The sequence below is a fragment of the Halomonas sp. ALS9 genome, from assembly GCF_001651035.1.
Taxonomy (GTDB): domain Bacteria; phylum Pseudomonadota; class Gammaproteobacteria; order Pseudomonadales; family Halomonadaceae; genus Vreelandella.
This window is the reverse complement of record NZ_LXRG01000183.1, coordinates 176799-190111: the sequence shown is the minus strand read 5'-3', so window position 1 is coordinate 190111 and position 13313 is coordinate 176799. Positions and strand designations below refer to the sequence as shown.

General features: G+C 54.5%; 23 protein-coding genes and 1 pseudogene. All 24 read left to right on the top strand.

The annotated features are described in order from the left end of the window. Positions 1 to 154, top strand: a pseudogene (gene rpsL, locus A6R74_RS22360) (30S ribosomal protein S12); the annotation flags it as partial. Between the two features lie 172 nt (positions 155 to 326). After that, the gene (gene rpsG, locus A6R74_RS13925; RefSeq protein ID WP_008959172.1) at positions 327 to 797 is read left to right on the top strand and encodes a 30S ribosomal protein S7; all 471 of its coding nucleotides are present in this window, start codon (positions 327 to 329) and stop codon (positions 795 to 797) included. 230 nt (positions 798 to 1027) lie between these two features. Then, positions 1028 to 3151: an elongation factor G gene (fusA, locus tag A6R74_RS13920; RefSeq protein ID WP_064235090.1), complete on the top strand. Its 2124-nt coding sequence runs from the start codon at positions 1028 to 1030 to the stop codon at positions 3149 to 3151. Positions 3152 to 3179: 28 nt separating this feature from the next. Beyond that, entirely contained in the window at positions 3180 to 4373 is a 1194-nt protein-coding gene (gene tuf, locus A6R74_RS13915) for an elongation factor Tu (RefSeq protein ID WP_064235089.1), read from the top strand. Between the two features lie 159 nt (positions 4374 to 4532). After that, positions 4533 to 4844, top strand: coding sequence for a 30S ribosomal protein S10 (rpsJ, locus tag A6R74_RS13910; RefSeq protein WP_007112007.1), 312 nt, complete (start codon positions 4533 to 4535; stop codon positions 4842 to 4844). A 161-nt stretch (positions 4845 to 5005) separates the two neighbouring features. Continuing rightward, complete coding sequence (gene rplC, locus A6R74_RS13905) at positions 5006 to 5644, top strand: 50S ribosomal protein L3 (protein ID WP_035582685.1); 639 nt, start codon at positions 5006 to 5008, stop codon at positions 5642 to 5644. 15 nt (positions 5645 to 5659) lie between these two features. Further along, positions 5660 to 6265: a 50S ribosomal protein L4 gene (gene rplD / locus A6R74_RS13900; RefSeq protein ID WP_007112005.1), complete on the top strand. Its 606-nt coding sequence runs from the start codon at positions 5660 to 5662 to the stop codon at positions 6263 to 6265. After that, complete coding sequence (gene rplW, locus A6R74_RS13895) at positions 6262 to 6558, top strand: 50S ribosomal protein L23 (protein WP_008959167.1); 297 nt, start codon at positions 6262 to 6264, stop codon at positions 6556 to 6558. Before rplD ends, rplW begins: the two co-directional genes overlap by 4 nt. Positions 6559 to 6575: 17 nt before the next feature. Beyond that, a complete protein-coding gene (gene rplB / locus A6R74_RS13890) occupies positions 6576 to 7406 on the top strand; it encodes a 50S ribosomal protein L2 (RefSeq protein WP_008959166.1) in 831 nt (276 codons plus the stop codon). A gap of 33 nt (positions 7407 to 7439) precedes the next feature. Beyond that, entirely contained in the window at positions 7440 to 7715 is a 276-nt protein-coding gene (rpsS, locus tag A6R74_RS13885; protein ID WP_009098993.1) for a 30S ribosomal protein S19, read from the top strand. A gap of 18 nt (positions 7716 to 7733) precedes the next feature. After that, on the top strand, positions 7734 to 8066 hold the full coding sequence (gene rplV, locus A6R74_RS13880) for a 50S ribosomal protein L22 (protein WP_007112002.1): 333 nt from the start codon (positions 7734 to 7736) through the stop codon (positions 8064 to 8066). A gap of 10 nt (positions 8067 to 8076) precedes the next feature. Next, positions 8077 to 8778: a 30S ribosomal protein S3 gene (gene rpsC, locus A6R74_RS13875; protein WP_009288141.1), complete on the top strand. Its 702-nt coding sequence runs from the start codon at positions 8077 to 8079 to the stop codon at positions 8776 to 8778. A gap of 15 nt (positions 8779 to 8793) precedes the next feature. Further along, positions 8794 to 9207 (top strand): 50S ribosomal protein L16, encoded by a 414-nt coding sequence (gene rplP, locus A6R74_RS13870; RefSeq protein ID WP_007112000.1) that lies wholly within the window; start codon positions 8794 to 8796, stop codon positions 9205 to 9207. Then, the gene (rpmC, locus tag A6R74_RS13865) at positions 9207 to 9398 is read left to right on the top strand and encodes a 50S ribosomal protein L29 (RefSeq protein WP_007111999.1); all 192 of its coding nucleotides are present in this window, start codon (positions 9207 to 9209) and stop codon (positions 9396 to 9398) included. Before rplP ends, rpmC begins: the two co-directional genes overlap by 1 nt. A gap of 1 nt (position 9399) precedes the next feature. Further along, positions 9400 to 9660, top strand: a complete 261-nt coding sequence (rpsQ, locus tag A6R74_RS13860; RefSeq protein ID WP_007111998.1) for a 30S ribosomal protein S17 — start codon at positions 9400 to 9402, stop codon at positions 9658 to 9660. 49 nt (positions 9661 to 9709) lie between these two features. Beyond that, a complete protein-coding gene (rplN, locus tag A6R74_RS13855; protein ID WP_008959163.1) occupies positions 9710 to 10081 on the top strand; it encodes a 50S ribosomal protein L14 in 372 nt (123 codons plus the stop codon). A 14-nt stretch (positions 10082 to 10095) separates the two neighbouring features. Continuing rightward, complete coding sequence (gene rplX / locus A6R74_RS13850; RefSeq protein ID WP_007111996.1) at positions 10096 to 10410, top strand: 50S ribosomal protein L24; 315 nt, start codon at positions 10096 to 10098, stop codon at positions 10408 to 10410. An 18-nt stretch (positions 10411 to 10428) separates the two neighbouring features. Further along, positions 10429 to 10968, top strand: coding sequence for a 50S ribosomal protein L5 (rplE, locus tag A6R74_RS13845; protein ID WP_007111995.1), 540 nt, complete (start codon positions 10429 to 10431; stop codon positions 10966 to 10968). 10 nt (positions 10969 to 10978) lie between these two features. Next, positions 10979 to 11284, top strand: coding sequence for a 30S ribosomal protein S14 (gene rpsN, locus A6R74_RS13840; RefSeq protein WP_022520866.1), 306 nt, complete (start codon positions 10979 to 10981; stop codon positions 11282 to 11284). A 32-nt stretch (positions 11285 to 11316) separates the two neighbouring features. Beyond that, positions 11317 to 11709, top strand: coding sequence for a 30S ribosomal protein S8 (rpsH, locus tag A6R74_RS13835; protein ID WP_035582690.1), 393 nt, complete (start codon positions 11317 to 11319; stop codon positions 11707 to 11709). A gap of 9 nt (positions 11710 to 11718) precedes the next feature. Then, complete coding sequence (gene rplF, locus A6R74_RS13830) at positions 11719 to 12249, top strand: 50S ribosomal protein L6 (protein ID WP_064235088.1); 531 nt, start codon at positions 11719 to 11721, stop codon at positions 12247 to 12249. A 9-nt stretch (positions 12250 to 12258) separates the two neighbouring features. Then, positions 12259 to 12609, top strand: a complete 351-nt coding sequence (rplR, locus tag A6R74_RS13825; protein ID WP_008959159.1) for a 50S ribosomal protein L18 — start codon at positions 12259 to 12261, stop codon at positions 12607 to 12609. Between the two features lie 11 nt (positions 12610 to 12620). Then, a complete protein-coding gene (gene rpsE / locus A6R74_RS13820) occupies positions 12621 to 13121 on the top strand; it encodes a 30S ribosomal protein S5 (protein ID WP_007111990.1) in 501 nt (166 codons plus the stop codon). 6 nt (positions 13122 to 13127) lie between these two features. Then, the gene (gene rpmD, locus A6R74_RS13815; RefSeq protein WP_064235087.1) at positions 13128 to 13310 is read left to right on the top strand and encodes a 50S ribosomal protein L30; all 183 of its coding nucleotides are present in this window, start codon (positions 13128 to 13130) and stop codon (positions 13308 to 13310) included. Positions 13311 to 13313 lie beyond the last annotated feature (3 nt).

Below are 13313 nucleotides of genomic sequence, written 5' to 3'. Positions count from 1 at the left end.
TCAAGAACACTCTGTCGTTTTGATTCGCGGCGGCCGTGTAAAGGATTTGCCAGGTGTGCGTTATCACACCGTTCGTGGCGCCCTTGACACCTCCGGCGTACAAAACCGTCGTCAGGGTCGTTCTAAGTACGGTACTAAGCGTCCTAAGTCTTAATAGACTAGACGGCTTGGCAGCATGACCGGTCAGCCGGGTGTTGAGTACCGAATTTCACGAATTTGACGGTCTGATAAGAGTAAGGTCGGGCGGCACTTGGCGTACTGGAATATCGTACGCAGGTTGCAGGAGTTCCGGGTTTACCTGAAAGATCCTTAATTGAGGGCTTATCATGCCTAGAAGAAGAGTAGTAGCTAAACGCGACATCCTGCCGGATCCTAAGTTCGGAAGTGAGCGTCTGGCGAAGTTCATGAACCACCTGATGGTCAGCGGCAAGAAGTCCATAGCTGAGCGTATCGTCTACGGTGCGTTGGACAAGGTTGCCGAGCGTAGTAAAGAAGATCCGCTGGAGATCTTCGACAAGGCGTTGGAAGCCATCCAGCCCATGGTCGAAGTGAAGTCGCGCCGCGTGGGTGGTGCGACCTATCAGGTACCGGTTGAAGTACGTCCGTCTCGCCGTCAAGCGCTGGCAATGCGCTGGCTGGTAGACGCGGCGCGTCGTCGCGGTGAGAAAACCATGGTGCAGCGTTTGGCGGGTGAAATGCTGGATGCCGCTGAAGGTAAAGGTTCTGCCGTTAAGAAGCGCGAAGACGTGCATCGCATGGCAGAAGCCAACAAGGCCTTCTCGCACTACCGTTTCTAAGGCCAGCGTTTCTAAGGTCAGCGTTTCTAGAACCTGCGTTTCTAGGCACGGCGTTTTTAAGTACGGCTTTATGGTTTTTATATGCACGTTGTTCAGCATGGCGAAGTGTTTGCTGAGTCGCTCTGTTGTAATACCTAACCGCTACCATGCAGTGGTAGCGGCGGTCGCATAAGCCTCGCTTGCATACGCCGCTAAATTAACGAGCATCGCCAACAAACGGGAGTTTCACCGTGGCACGCAAGACTCCACTAAATCGCTACCGCAATATCGGTATCGTCGCTCACGTCGACGCGGGTAAAACCACGACGACTGAGCGTGTATTGTTCTACACCGGCCTTTCCCACAAAGTGGGCGAAGTGCACGATGGTGCTGCGACCATGGACTGGATGGAGCAGGAGCAGGAGCGTGGTATCACTATCACCTCAGCTGCAACTACCTGTTTCTGGCAGGGCATGAATAAGCAGTTCCCTGAGCATCGTATCAACATTATCGATACGCCTGGGCACGTTGACTTCACGATTGAAGTTGAGCGTTCTTTGCGCGTACTCGACGGCGCGGTTGTTGTACTGTGTGGCTCTTCCGGCGTTCAGCCGCAGACCGAAACAGTATGGCGCCAAGCTAACAAGTACGAAGTGCCACGTATGGTTTTCGTCAATAAGATGGACCGTACCGGCGCTGACTTCTTCATGGTTGTCAACCAGTTGAAAGAGCGTCTGGGTGCTAAAGCAGTGCCGATCCAGATTAACTGGGGTACAGAAGAAGACTTTAAAGGCGTTATCGACCTTATCCAGATGAAAGCCATCCTTTGGGATGAAGAGAGTCTGGGTATGACCTATGACCTCGTGGATATTCCTGCTGAGCTACAAGAAACAGCAGAAAAATACCGCGAAGAAATGGTCGAAGCGGCTGCCGAAGGCTCTGATGAGCTGATGGACAAGTACCTTGAAGGCGGCGAGCTAACGGTTGAAGAGATCAAGGCTGGTCTGCGCGCGCGTACTCTAGCTAATGATATCGTCCTGGTTACCTGTGGTTCTGCCTTTAAAAATAAGGGCGTTCAAGCAGTGCTAGACGGTGTTATCGAATTCATGCCTTCGCCGACGGAAGTTAAGGCGATCGAAGGTGAGCTCGATGATAAAAACGGCACCGTCGATACGCGTGTTGCTGACGATAGCGCTCCGTTTGCGGCCTTGGCATTTAAAATTGCCACTGACCCCTTCGTTGGAACGCTGACCTTTATCCGCGTCTATTCGGGCGTTCTGAAATCTGGTGACGGCGTGTACAACTCCGTTAAACAGAAAAAAGAGCGCGTTGGCCGTATCGTTCAGATGCACGCCAACTCTCGTGAAGAGATCAAGGAAGTACTGGCGGGCGACATCGCTGCTTGTATCGGTCTGAAGGACGTCACTACCGGTGATACCCTGTGTGATATCGATAACAAAATTGTTCTCGAGCGCATGGAGTTCCCGGATCCAGTTATCTCGGTTGCCGTAGAGCCAAAATCTAAGGCAGACCAAGAGAAGATGGGTGTCGCCCTGGGCAAGCTTGCTCAAGAGGATCCCTCCTTCCAGGTTAAGACCGACGAAGAGACTGGTCAGACGATTATTTCTGGTATGGGTGAGCTTCACCTCGATATTCTTGTTGACCGTATGCGTCGCGAGTTTAACGTTGAGGCTAACATTGGTAAGCCTCAGGTTGCCTACCGTGAAACCATTCGCGGCAGCATCGAGCAAGAAGGCAAGTTTGTTCGTCAGTCTGGTGGTCGTGGTCAGTACGGTCACGTATGGTTGCGTATTGAGCCGCTGACAGCAGAAGAGAAGGGTGAAGGCGAAGAGGAATTATTCTTCAAATTCAACTCTGAAATCGTAGGTGGTACGGTTCCTAAGGAATACGTCCCTGCGGTTGAGAAGGGTGCATTTGAGCAGCTCAAAAACGGTGTCATCGCGGGTTACCCGATGATCGACGTTAAAGTGACGCTGTTTGACGGCTCCTTCCACGACGTAGACTCTAACGAGACTGCGTTTAAGATTGCTTCTTCTATGGCAGTGAAAGAAGGTGCCAGGAAAGCCAAGGCCGTGCTGCTGGAGCCGGTGATGAAGGTCGAAATCGTGACCCCCGAAGAATTTATGGGTGACGTCATGGGTGACCTGAGCCGTCGTCGCGGCCTGGTGCAGGGTATGGATGACTCCTCTTCTGGTAAAGTCATTCGTGCGACGGTGCCACTGGGCGAGATGTTCGGTTATGCAACCGATCTGCGCTCACAGACCCAGGGCCGTGCGAGCTACTCTATGGAGTTCTCGAAGTACGACGAGGCGCCCTCCAGCGTCGTTGAAGCCGTCATCAATCAAAACGGTTAACCGTTAGCAACGTAAAGAGGTTATAGCAGTGGCTAAGGAAAAATTTGAACGTTCCAAACCGCACGTCAACGTCGGCACCATTGGTCACGTCGACCACGGTAAAACGACTCTGACTGCGGCCCTAACCCGCGTGTCTGCTGAGGTTTTTGGCGGCGACTGGCGTGAGTTTGATACTATCGATAACGCTCCTGAAGAGCGTGAGCGTGGTATCACTATCGCTACTTCCCACGTGGAATATCAGTCTGAAGAGCGTCACTACGCTCACGTTGACTGCCCAGGACACGCTGACTACGTCAAGAACATGATCACCGGTGCTGCGCAGATGGACGGCGCTATCCTGGTATGTTCTGCCGCAGATGGCCCGATGCCGCAAACTCGCGAGCACATCCTGCTGTCTCGTCAGGTTGGCGTACCGTTCATCGTTGTGTTCCTGAACAAAGCGGACATGGTCGATGACGAAGAGCTGCTCGAGCTGGTAGAAATGGAAGTTCGCGAACTTCTCGACCAGTACGACTTCCCGGGTGACGACACGCCGATCATCACTGGTTCTGCGCTGATGGCGCTGAACGGTGAAGATGACAAGGGCATGGGTACAACTGCCGTTGCCAATCTGATCAAAGCGCTGGATGAGTACATCCCTGAGCCGGAGCGTGCTATCGACCAGCCGTTCCTGATGCCGATCGAAGACGTGTTCTCTATCTCTGGCCGCGGTACTGTTGTTACCGGTCGTGTAGAGCGCGGCATCGTGAAAGCGGGCGAAGAAGTGGAAATCGTGGGTATCCGCGACACCACTAAAACGATCGTTACCGGTGTTGAAATGTTCCGCAAGCTGCTCGACGAAGGTCGTGCTGGTGAGAACGTTGGCGCCCTGCTGCGTGGTACTAAGCGTGATGACGTCGAGCGTGGCCAAGTACTGGCCAAGCCCGGCACCATCAACCCGCACACTACCTTCGAAGCAGAAGTTTACGTACTGTCCAAAGAAGAGGGTGGTCGTCACACGCCTTTCTTCAAGGGCTACCGTCCACAGTTCTACTTCCGTACCACCGACGTAACCGGTACCTGTGAACTGCCGGAAGGCGTTGAAATGGTCATGCCGGGTGACAACGTGCAAATGGTTGTTACCTTGATCGCTCCGATCGCAATGGACGAAGGCTTGCGCTTCGCTATTCGTGAAGGCGGCCGTACTGTCGGTGCTGGCGTTGTGGCCAAGATCGTCAAGTAAGCTTCATGCTTGAGTGATGAAGGGGGCTCTGATGAGCCCCCTTTTCTGCGCACCATCAGCAAATGTTTGACATGTGCAGATGGCGTGCCTATAATGCGCATCCTTTGAATGCGTGGGTAGACGGCTCGCGCCGTCGACATCCATTGGAGTTTAGGGCAAATGCAGAACCAAAAGATTCGCATTCGGTTGAAAGCGTTCGACCATCGCCTGATCGACCAGTCTACAGCGGAGATTGTTGAAACCGCTAAGCGTACTGGTGCTCAGGTTCGTGGGCCGATTCCGTTGCCGACCAATCGCGAGCGTTACACCATTCTGATCTCGCCGCACGTCAATAAAGATGCGCGTGACCAGTATGAGATACGTACGCACAAGCGTGTGCTCGACATTGTTGAGCCGACCGAAAAAACTGTTGATGCTTTGATGAAGCTTGATCTCGCCGCGGGCGTTGACGTGCAAATCAAACTCAACTAATTACACTAGTCACTTTGCGGCCCAGCGCTCATCACTTGTTATAACAAGTTAGCATGAGCAGCAGCCGCCGCGCCGTGAGGCGCCATACAATGTGCTAGTGGAATGCTCTGGAAAGGGCAGCCATAGCGGGTGATAGCCCCGTACACTATAGGAGACTGAGTATGACTATCGGTTTAGTCGGTAAAAAGGCCGGGATGACCCGTGTCTTTACCGAAGACGGCGCGTCTGTGCCCGTAACCGTTATTGAAGTTGATCCTAATCGTGTTACTCGCGTTAAATCTGTCGAATCTGACGGTTACGCAGCGATTCAGGTCACATCTGGCTCTCGTAAAGCTAAGCACCTCACCAAAGCGCAAGCGGGACAGTTTGCCAAGGCGGGTGTTGAAGCTGGTCGTGCACTGATGGAATTTCGTCTTGCAGAAGGCGAAGAGATTCCTGAAGTCGGCGGCGAAATCACCGTATCCCTCTTCGAAGCTGGTCAAATGGTTGACGTGACTGGCACCTCTAAGGGTAAAGGTTTCCAGGGTGCTGTTAAGCGCTGGAACTTCCGTACCCAAGACATGACTCACGGTAACTCTCTGTCGCATCGCGCGCCGGGTTCTATCGGCATGTGTCAGACACCGGGTCGCGTTTTCAAAGGCAAAAAGATGGCCGGTCAAATGGGTAACGCCCGTTGCACCGTGCAGAGCCTTGAGATCGTCCGTGTCGACGCCGAGCGTAACCTGCTGCTGATTAAAGGCGCCGTACCGGGTGCTCCCGGTAGTGACGTTATCGTTCGCAGCGCCGTGAAAGCAGGCTGAAGGGGATAATTACCAATGAATCTGAATCTTGCTGCAGGCGCGGGTACCGTTGAAGTAGCCGACGCCACTTTTGGCAAAGAATTCAACGAAGCGCTCGTTCACCAAGTGGTCACTGCCTATTTGGCGGCTGGTCGTCAGGGAACTCGCGCACAAAAGAGTCGTTCCGACGTTCGTGGCGGTGGTAAGAAGCCGTGGCGTCAGAAAGGCACCGGTCGTGCACGTGCCGGTACCATCCGCTCTCCGCTATGGCGTAGTGGTGGCGTAACCTTCGCGGCGCGTCCGCAAGACTACACCCAGAAGGTTAACCGCAAGATGTACCGTGCAGCGATGCGCTCCATCTTGTCAGAGCTGGTACGTCAAGAGCGCTTAGTCGCGATTGAAGAGTTCGTCGTCGATGCGCCTAAGACCAAGCAGGTAGCTGCCAAGCTGAAAGAGCTCAACCTTGAAAAAGTGTTGATCGTGACTGAAGAAGTTGACGAAAAGCTCTATTTAGCCGCACGCAATCTTCCCCACGTTGACGTGGTGGATGTCGCGGCAGCTGACCCGGTAAGTCTGGTTGCCTTTGATAAGGTGCTGATTACCGTCTCCGCCCTGCGTAAATTCGAGGAGAAGCTGGCATGAACCAGGAACGCGTATTTAAGGTTCTGCTTGGGCCGCACGTGACCGAAAAGGCCGCGATGGCAGCCGAGCGCAACCAGTACGTTTTCAAGGTGGCATCTGATGCTACCAAGCCCGAGATCAAGAAGGCCGTTGAAGCACTTTTCGGCAAGAAGGTCGGCAGTGTTCAGGTACTGAACATGAAGGGTAAAACGAAGCGTACTGCGAACGGCGTTGGCCTGCGTAAGGGTTACCGCAAAGCGTATGTGACCCTGGCTGCGGGTGAAACGCTCGAAGACTTCTCTGGCGCCGAATAAGGGCAGGAGTACGGATAATGGCAATCGTCAAGACCAAACCCACCTCCGCCGGTCGTCGCCACGTCGTCAAGATCGTTGGCGAGGAACTGTTTAAAGGCCGTGCTTATGCACCGCTGTTAGAAAAACAGTCCAAGTCCGGCGGCCGTAACAACTACGGTCGTATCACCACCCGCCACGTGGGCGGTGGTCATCGTCACCACTATCGGTTGATCGATTTCAAACGCACCAAGGATGGCATTCCTGCCACCGTTGAGCGTCTTGAACACGATCCCAACCGCAGTGCGCACATTGCGCTGCTGAAGTATGCCGATGGTGAGCGTCGTTACATCATTGCACCGAAAGGTGTCAGCGCGGGTGACGTGCTGGAATCTGGTGTTAACGCGTCAATCAAGAAAGGCAATGCCTTGCCGCTGCGTAACGTCCCGTTGGGTTCTACGGTGCACTGCATCGAACTCAAGCCGGGTAAAGGTGCGCAGATTGCTCGCAGTGCCGGTACAAGCGCCCAGTTAGTTGCTCGTGAAGGTAACTATGCCACCCTACGTCTTCGCTCTGGCGAAATGCGTAAAGTGTTGGCCGAGTGCCGCGCGACCTTGGGTGAAGTGAGCAACTCTGAGCACAGCCTGCGTCAACTTGGCAAGGCCGGTGCGAAGCGCTGGAGAGGTGTGCGTCCGACTGTTCGCGGTGTCGCGATGAACCCAGTCGATCACCCGCACGGTGGTGGCGAAGGCCGCACCAGTGGTGGTCGTCACCCGGTATCCCCATGGGGCGTGCCGACTAAGGGTCACAAGACGCGTAAGAACAAGCGCACCGACAAGCTGATCATTCGTCGTCGTAATAAGACGCGTTGATCTAAATTGCCAAGACATTAAGAGGTAACGGCTGTGCCACGTTCACTAAAGAAAGGTCCCTTCATTGACCTTCATCTTTTGAAGAAGGTAGAGGCTGCAGTGGAGAAGAACGATCGCAAACCGATCAAGACCTGGTCGCGTCGTTCTATGATCCTGCCCAATATGGTAGGCCTCACTATCGCGGTCCATAATGGTCGTCAACACGTCCCGGTGCACGTATCCGAGGAAATGGTTGGCCACAAATTGGGCGAATTCGCTGCTACCCGCACTTATCGTGGGCATGCGGCGGATAAAAAAGCCAAACGGTAAGCCAGAGAGGATTGAGAGATGGAAGTCACAGCTAAGCTGCTTGGCGCTCGTTTATCCGCCCAGAAGGCCCGTTTGGTGGCTGACCAGGTGCGCGGTAAACCTGTCGCCGAGGCACTCGACCTGCTGACCTTCTCACCGAAGAAGGCTGCCAAGCTGGTTAAGAAGGTGCTGCAATCCGCGATTGCGAATGCGGAAGAAAATAACGGCATGGATATTGACGAGCTGCGTGTCTCGACCATCTGCGTCGATGAGGGCATGACGCTCAAGCGTATCAAGCCGCGTGCCAAGGGGCGTGCGGATCGTATCTTGAAGCGCACGTGCCACATCACCGTCAAGGTAGCCGAGAAGTAGGAGTCGACCGATGGGTCAGAAAGTCAATCCAACAGGCATTCGACTGGGCATCGTCAAAGACCATGCTTCTGTCTGGTATGCTGAGCGCGGCGCTTACGCCGATAAGCTCAATAACGATCTCGAAGTGCGTAGCTTCCTGGAAGAGCGTCTTAAAAGCGCCTCTGTTAGCCGCATCCACATCGAGCGTCCGGCGAACAACGCCCGCATCACTATTCACACTGCCCGTCCGGGTATCGTGATTGGTAAGAAAGGTGAAGATGTCGACCGTTTGCGTCGCGATCTCACCCAGATGATGGGTGTACCCGTGCATGTGAACATCGAAGAAGTTCGCAAGCCGGAGCTGGATGCCAAGCTAGTCGCTGCTAACGTAGCGGGTCAGCTTGAGCGTCGCGTAATGTTCCGTCGCGCTATGAAGCGCGCAGTACAGAACGCAATGCGTCTTGGCGCTGGTGGCATCAAGATTCAGCTATCAGGTCGTCTTGGTGGCGCTGAAATCGCACGTACCGAATGGTACCGCGAAGGTCGCGTTCCGCTGCACACGTTGCGTGCGGATATCGACTACGCCACTTACGAAGCTCACACCACCTACGGCGTTATCGGCGTCAAAGTGTGGATCTTCAAGGGTGAAATCCTCGGCGGTATCGAGGAAGTACGTGCCAAGGCTAAACAACAGCCTGCCGGCAACGCGCCCAAGAAGAAAGGTTCCAGGTAAGGGGAGAGCGAGTCGATGTTACAGCCCAAGCGTATGAAATTCCGTAAGATGATGAAAGGCCGCAACCGTGGCCTGGCGCATCGCGGAAGCAAGATCAGCTTCGGGGAATACGGCCTAAAAGCTACTGGTCGCGGCCGCATCACTGCGCGTCAGATCGAAGCAGGCCGTCGTGCGATCACACGTCACGTTAAGCGTGGCGGTAAGATTTGGATCCGCGTCTTCCCTGATAAGCCGATCTCCAAGAAGCCGCTCGAAGTTCGTATGGGTAAAGGTAAAGGTTCTGTTGAGTACTGGGTTGCCCAGATCCAACCGGGTCGGGTCCTGTATGAAATTGAAGGCGTGTCGGAAGAGCTCGCTCGTGAAGCGTTTGAGCTTGCCGCACAGAAAATGCCCTTATCCACCACCTTTGCGAAACGGACGGTGATGTGATGAAAGCCCAGGAAATTCGTGAAAAGTCCGCAGGAGAGCTCCAGGAGCAACTCCTCGAACTCCTCCGCGAGCAGTTTAACCTGCGCATGCAGAAGGCCACTGGCCAACTGAGCCAGACTCATCTGCTCAAGCAGGTCCGTCGGGATATTGCCCGCGTAAAGACTTTGCTCAACGAGAAGGCAGGTGATTGAGATGGCCGAAGAAAACACAAAGCGTACGCTCACCGGTAAAGTGGTGAGCGATAAGATGGACAAGTCCATCGTCGTCATGATCGAGCGGCGCGAGCGTCACCCGATCTACGGAAAATACGTTAAGCGCTCCACCAAGCTGCACGCCCATGATGAGGCGAACCAGGCTAAGGCAGGCGATACGGTCTCTATTCAAGAGTGCCGTCCGCTTTCCAAGAAAAAAGCTTGGACGCTGGTCGAGGTGGTTGAACACGCCAAGGGTTAATCCCGAGGCTTGTCAATCAGTGCAGTCAGATTAGGTTTGGAGAAAACCGATGATTCAGACTCAGACAATGCTGGATGTCGCCGACAACAGCGGAGCGCGCCGGGTGCAGTGCATCAAGGTGTTAGGCGGTTCACACCGTCGTTACGCTCGCGTTGGTGATATCATCAAGGTCACGGTTAAGGAAGCGATTCCGCGTGGCAAGGTCAAAAAAGGCCAGGTGCTAAAAGCGGTCGTGGTCCGGACCCGTAGTGGCGTCCGTCGTCCCGACGGTTCGCTCATCCGTTTCGATGGAAATGCGGCAGTTTTGTTGAATAACACCAACGAACAGCCCATCGGTACCCGTATTTTTGGGCCGGTGACTCGTGAACTTCGTAATGAAAAGTTCATGAAGATCATTTCCTTAGCGCCTGAAGTGCTGTAAGGAGCGAGGCGGATATGCAAAAGATCAAACGTGACGATGAAGTCATCGTCATCGCCGGGAAGGATAAAGGCAAGCGTGGCACCGTTAAGCGGGTATTAGAAAACCGCTTTTTGGTGTCCGGTGTGAACATGATTAAACGTCACACCAAGCCAAATCCCATGGCGGGTAATCAGGGCGGTATCGTCGAGCGTGAGGCTCCGATTCACGCGTCCAACGTAGCCATCTTCAATTCGGAGACCGGTAAGGCGGATCGCGTCGGCTTCCAAGTGAAGGAAGACGGTACCAAGGTACGTATCTACAAGTCGACGCAGACGCAGATCGACGCCTAACGCGAGTCGGGTAGCAAAATGGCGAACTTGAAAGAACGTTATCAAAACGAGGTAGCAGCTCAACTCAAAGAAGAGTTCAGCTATGCCAACGTTATGCAGGTACCCCGGATCACGAAAGTGACTCTGAACATGGGTATCGGCGAAGCAGTCAACGATAAAAAGTTGATTGACAATGCCATCGGCGACCTAGAGAAACTCTCTGGTCAAAAACCGTTGGTGACTAAAGCACGTAAGTCCATCGCGGGCTTTAAGGTGCGCGAAGGTTGGCCAATCGGCATCAAAGTAACACTGCGCGCTGAGCGTATGTGGGACTTCTTGGACCGTTTGGTTTACATCGCGATTCCCCGCGTGCGTGACTTCCGTGGTCTCAACCCGAAGTCTTTCGACGGTCGTGGTAATTACTCCATGGGTGTGCGTGAGCAGATCATCTTCCCGGAGATCGAGTATGATAAAATCGATCGCATCCGGGGGTTGGACGTCACTATCACTACGACCGCCAAAACCGACGAGGAAGGTCGTGCGCTTTTAACCGCGCTGAACTTCCCGTTTAAGAAATAGGGGCGAGATCATGGCTAAGAAAAGTATGGTAGAGCGTGAGCTTAAGCGTACTCAGCTGGTCGCAAAGTATGCGACCAAGCGCGCTGAACTCAAGAAGATCATCTCAGACGTGAACACGTCTGAGGAAGACCGCTTCGAGGCGACGCTGAAGCTGCAGCAACTGCCGCGCGACTCAAGCCCGGTGCGTCAGCGTAACCGCTGCCGTATCACCGGTCGTCCGCACGGTTTTTACAACAAGTTCGGCCTCGGCCGTAACAAGCTGCGTGAAGCCGCCATGCGTGGCGACGTTCCAGGACTGAAAAAGTCCAGTTGGTAACGCCACGTAGAATTATCAGGAGCGCACATTAAATGAGCATGCAAGATACTCTGGCGGATATGTTTACCCGTATCCGCAATGCGCAGATGGCCACCAAGGAGACGGCAACCATGCCGTCCTCCAAGCTGAAAGTGCAAGTGGCCCGAGTGCTAAAGGAAGAAGGCTACATTGCCGACTTTGCGGTTGCAGAGGGCGTTAAGCCCGAGCTAACCGTAACTCTCAAGTACTTTGAGGGTAAGCCGGTCATTGAGCACATTCAGCGGGTTTCCAAGCCGTCCCTGCGCCGCTACATGGGCAAGGACAACTTGCCTAAGGTTGCCGATGGCCTGGGTATCGCGATTGTCACCACATCAAATGGTGTCATGACCGATCGTGCCGCGCGCCAAGCGGGTGTCGGTGGCGAAGTCATCTGCACCGTATTCTAGGAGGCTGGAATGTCCCGCATTGCGAAATATCCGGTTAAAGTGCCTGCCGGCGTTGAGATTAAAATCAATGCTGACCAGCTGACCGCCAAAGGCGGCCAGGGCACGCTATCTATGACCATCCACTCTGATGTAGTGGTCGGTCAAGAAGATAGCCAGCTGACCTTCGCCCCGAGCGAAACTGCCAAGAGCTGGGCAATGGCCGGTACAACCCGCGCCCTCGTTCAGAACCTGGTAACGGGCGTATCCGAGGGTTTCACAAAATCCCTCGAAATTGTTGGCGTCGGTTATCGTGCCCAAGCTAAGGGCCAGACGCTCAATCTTTCACTGGGCTTCTCGCACCCGGTCGACTATGAACTGCCTAAAGGTGTTACAGCGGAAACGCCGAAGAACACCGTTATCGTGCTGAAAAGCGCGGATAAGCAGATGCTCGGCCAGTGCGCCGCGGAAATCCGCGCCTTCCGTCCCCCTGAGCCGTATAAAGGCAAGGGTGTACGGTACGCCGACGAGCAGGTGCGTCGCAAAGAAGCCAAGAAGAAGTAAGGCAGGGTTATGAACGCGAAGAAAGAATCTCGTCTCCGTCGTGCCCGCCGCGCTCGCGCAAAGATCCGCGAGCTGGGCGTGTATCGCCTGTGCGTCAACCGTACCCCGCGTCACATCTATGCGCAGATTATCTCGCCGGATGGTGGCAAAGTGCTAGCCAGTGCTTCTACGCTGGACAAAGCACTGCGCGAGGGTGCGACCGGCAACTCAGATGCGGCCTCTAAAGTGGGTGCTCTGATTGCTGAACGCGCTAAAGAAGCAGGCATCACCCAGGTGGCCTTCGACCGTGCTGGCTTTAAGTATCACGGCCGCGTTAAGGCGCTGGCCGACGCCGCACGTGAAGGCGGCCTGGAATTCTAAAGGGTTTTACGATGGCGAAGAACGAACAGCAAAGCGGTGATCTGCAAGAGAAGTTAGTGCAGGTCAACCGCGTCGCCAAGGTGGTCAAAGGTGGTCGTATTTTCGGCTTCACCGCACTGACCGTCGTTGGTGATGGTAAAGGTCGTGTCGGTTTCGGTCGTGGCAAGGCGCGTGAAGTGCCTGTCGCAATCCAGAAAGCGATGGATCAAGCTCGTCGCAACATGGTCAAGGTGAACCTTGCTGGCCATACGCTGCAGTACCCGGTCAAAGCCCGTCACGGTGCTTCCAAGGTGTACATGCAGCCGGCTTCCGAAGGTACCGGTATCATCGCCGGTGGCGCCATGCGCTCTGTACTAGAGCTCGCCGGTGTCCACGACGTACTGGCCAAGTGCTACGGTTCCACTAACCCGGTTAACGTGGTACGAGCGACTGTTAAAGGTCTCTCCTCCATGCAAGCACCGGAAGACGTGGCCGCTAAGCGCGGTCTGTCTGTCGAAGCGATCACGGGGTAAGGCACCATGGCAGCAACGATCAAGTTTACCCAGATCCGGAGCACCATCGGCATCATGCCCAAGCACAAAGCTACTATGAAGGGCTTGGGTCTGCGTCGCATCGGTCATACGGTTGAACTGGAAGACACCCCCGCCGTACGCGGCATGATCCACAAGGTGAACTACCTTGTGCGCGTTGAGGGAGAGTAATCC

What these genes read in the sequence shown, in the direction of transcription:
- rpsC (WP_009288141.1), top strand. Translation starts at nt 8,077, where the DNA reads ATGGGTCAGAAAGTCAATCCAACAGGCATTCGACTGGGCATCGTCAAA.
- rplB (WP_008959166.1), top strand. Translation starts at nt 6,576, where the DNA reads ATGGCAATCGTCAAGACCAAACCCACCTCCGCCGGTCGTCGCCACGTC.
- rpsG (WP_008959172.1), top strand. Translation starts at nt 327, where the DNA reads ATGCCTAGAAGAAGAGTAGTAGCTAAACGCGACATCCTGCCGGATCCT.
- rplC (WP_035582685.1), top strand. Translation starts at nt 5,006, where the DNA reads ATGACTATCGGTTTAGTCGGTAAAAAGGCCGGGATGACCCGTGTCTTT.
- rplX (WP_007111996.1), top strand. Translation starts at nt 10,096, where the DNA reads ATGCAAAAGATCAAACGTGACGATGAAGTCATCGTCATCGCCGGGAAG.
- rpmD (WP_064235087.1), top strand. Translation starts at nt 13,128, where the DNA reads ATGGCAGCAACGATCAAGTTTACCCAGATCCGGAGCACCATCGGCATC.
- rpsH (WP_035582690.1), top strand. Translation starts at nt 11,317, where the DNA reads ATGAGCATGCAAGATACTCTGGCGGATATGTTTACCCGTATCCGCAAT.
- rplP (WP_007112000.1), top strand. Translation starts at nt 8,794, where the DNA reads ATGTTACAGCCCAAGCGTATGAAATTCCGTAAGATGATGAAAGGCCGC.
- rpsN (WP_022520866.1), top strand. Translation starts at nt 10,979, where the DNA reads ATGGCTAAGAAAAGTATGGTAGAGCGTGAGCTTAAGCGTACTCAGCTG.
- rpsE (WP_007111990.1), top strand. Translation starts at nt 12,621, where the DNA reads ATGGCGAAGAACGAACAGCAAAGCGGTGATCTGCAAGAGAAGTTAGTG.
- rplE (WP_007111995.1), top strand. Translation starts at nt 10,429, where the DNA reads ATGGCGAACTTGAAAGAACGTTATCAAAACGAGGTAGCAGCTCAACTC.
- rplF (WP_064235088.1), top strand. Translation starts at nt 11,719, where the DNA reads ATGTCCCGCATTGCGAAATATCCGGTTAAAGTGCCTGCCGGCGTTGAG.
- rpsQ (WP_007111998.1), top strand. Translation starts at nt 9,400, where the DNA reads ATGGCCGAAGAAAACACAAAGCGTACGCTCACCGGTAAAGTGGTGAGC.
- rplD (WP_007112005.1), top strand. Translation starts at nt 5,660, where the DNA reads ATGAATCTGAATCTTGCTGCAGGCGCGGGTACCGTTGAAGTAGCCGAC.
- rplN (WP_008959163.1), top strand. Translation starts at nt 9,710, where the DNA reads ATGATTCAGACTCAGACAATGCTGGATGTCGCCGACAACAGCGGAGCG.
- rpmC (WP_007111999.1), top strand. Translation starts at nt 9,207, where the DNA reads ATGAAAGCCCAGGAAATTCGTGAAAAGTCCGCAGGAGAGCTCCAGGAG.
- rplR (WP_008959159.1), top strand. Translation starts at nt 12,259, where the DNA reads ATGAACGCGAAGAAAGAATCTCGTCTCCGTCGTGCCCGCCGCGCTCGC.
- rplW (WP_008959167.1), top strand. Translation starts at nt 6,262, where the DNA reads ATGAACCAGGAACGCGTATTTAAGGTTCTGCTTGGGCCGCACGTGACC.
- rpsJ (WP_007112007.1), top strand. Translation starts at nt 4,533, where the DNA reads ATGCAGAACCAAAAGATTCGCATTCGGTTGAAAGCGTTCGACCATCGC.
- rplV (WP_007112002.1), top strand. Translation starts at nt 7,734, where the DNA reads ATGGAAGTCACAGCTAAGCTGCTTGGCGCTCGTTTATCCGCCCAGAAG.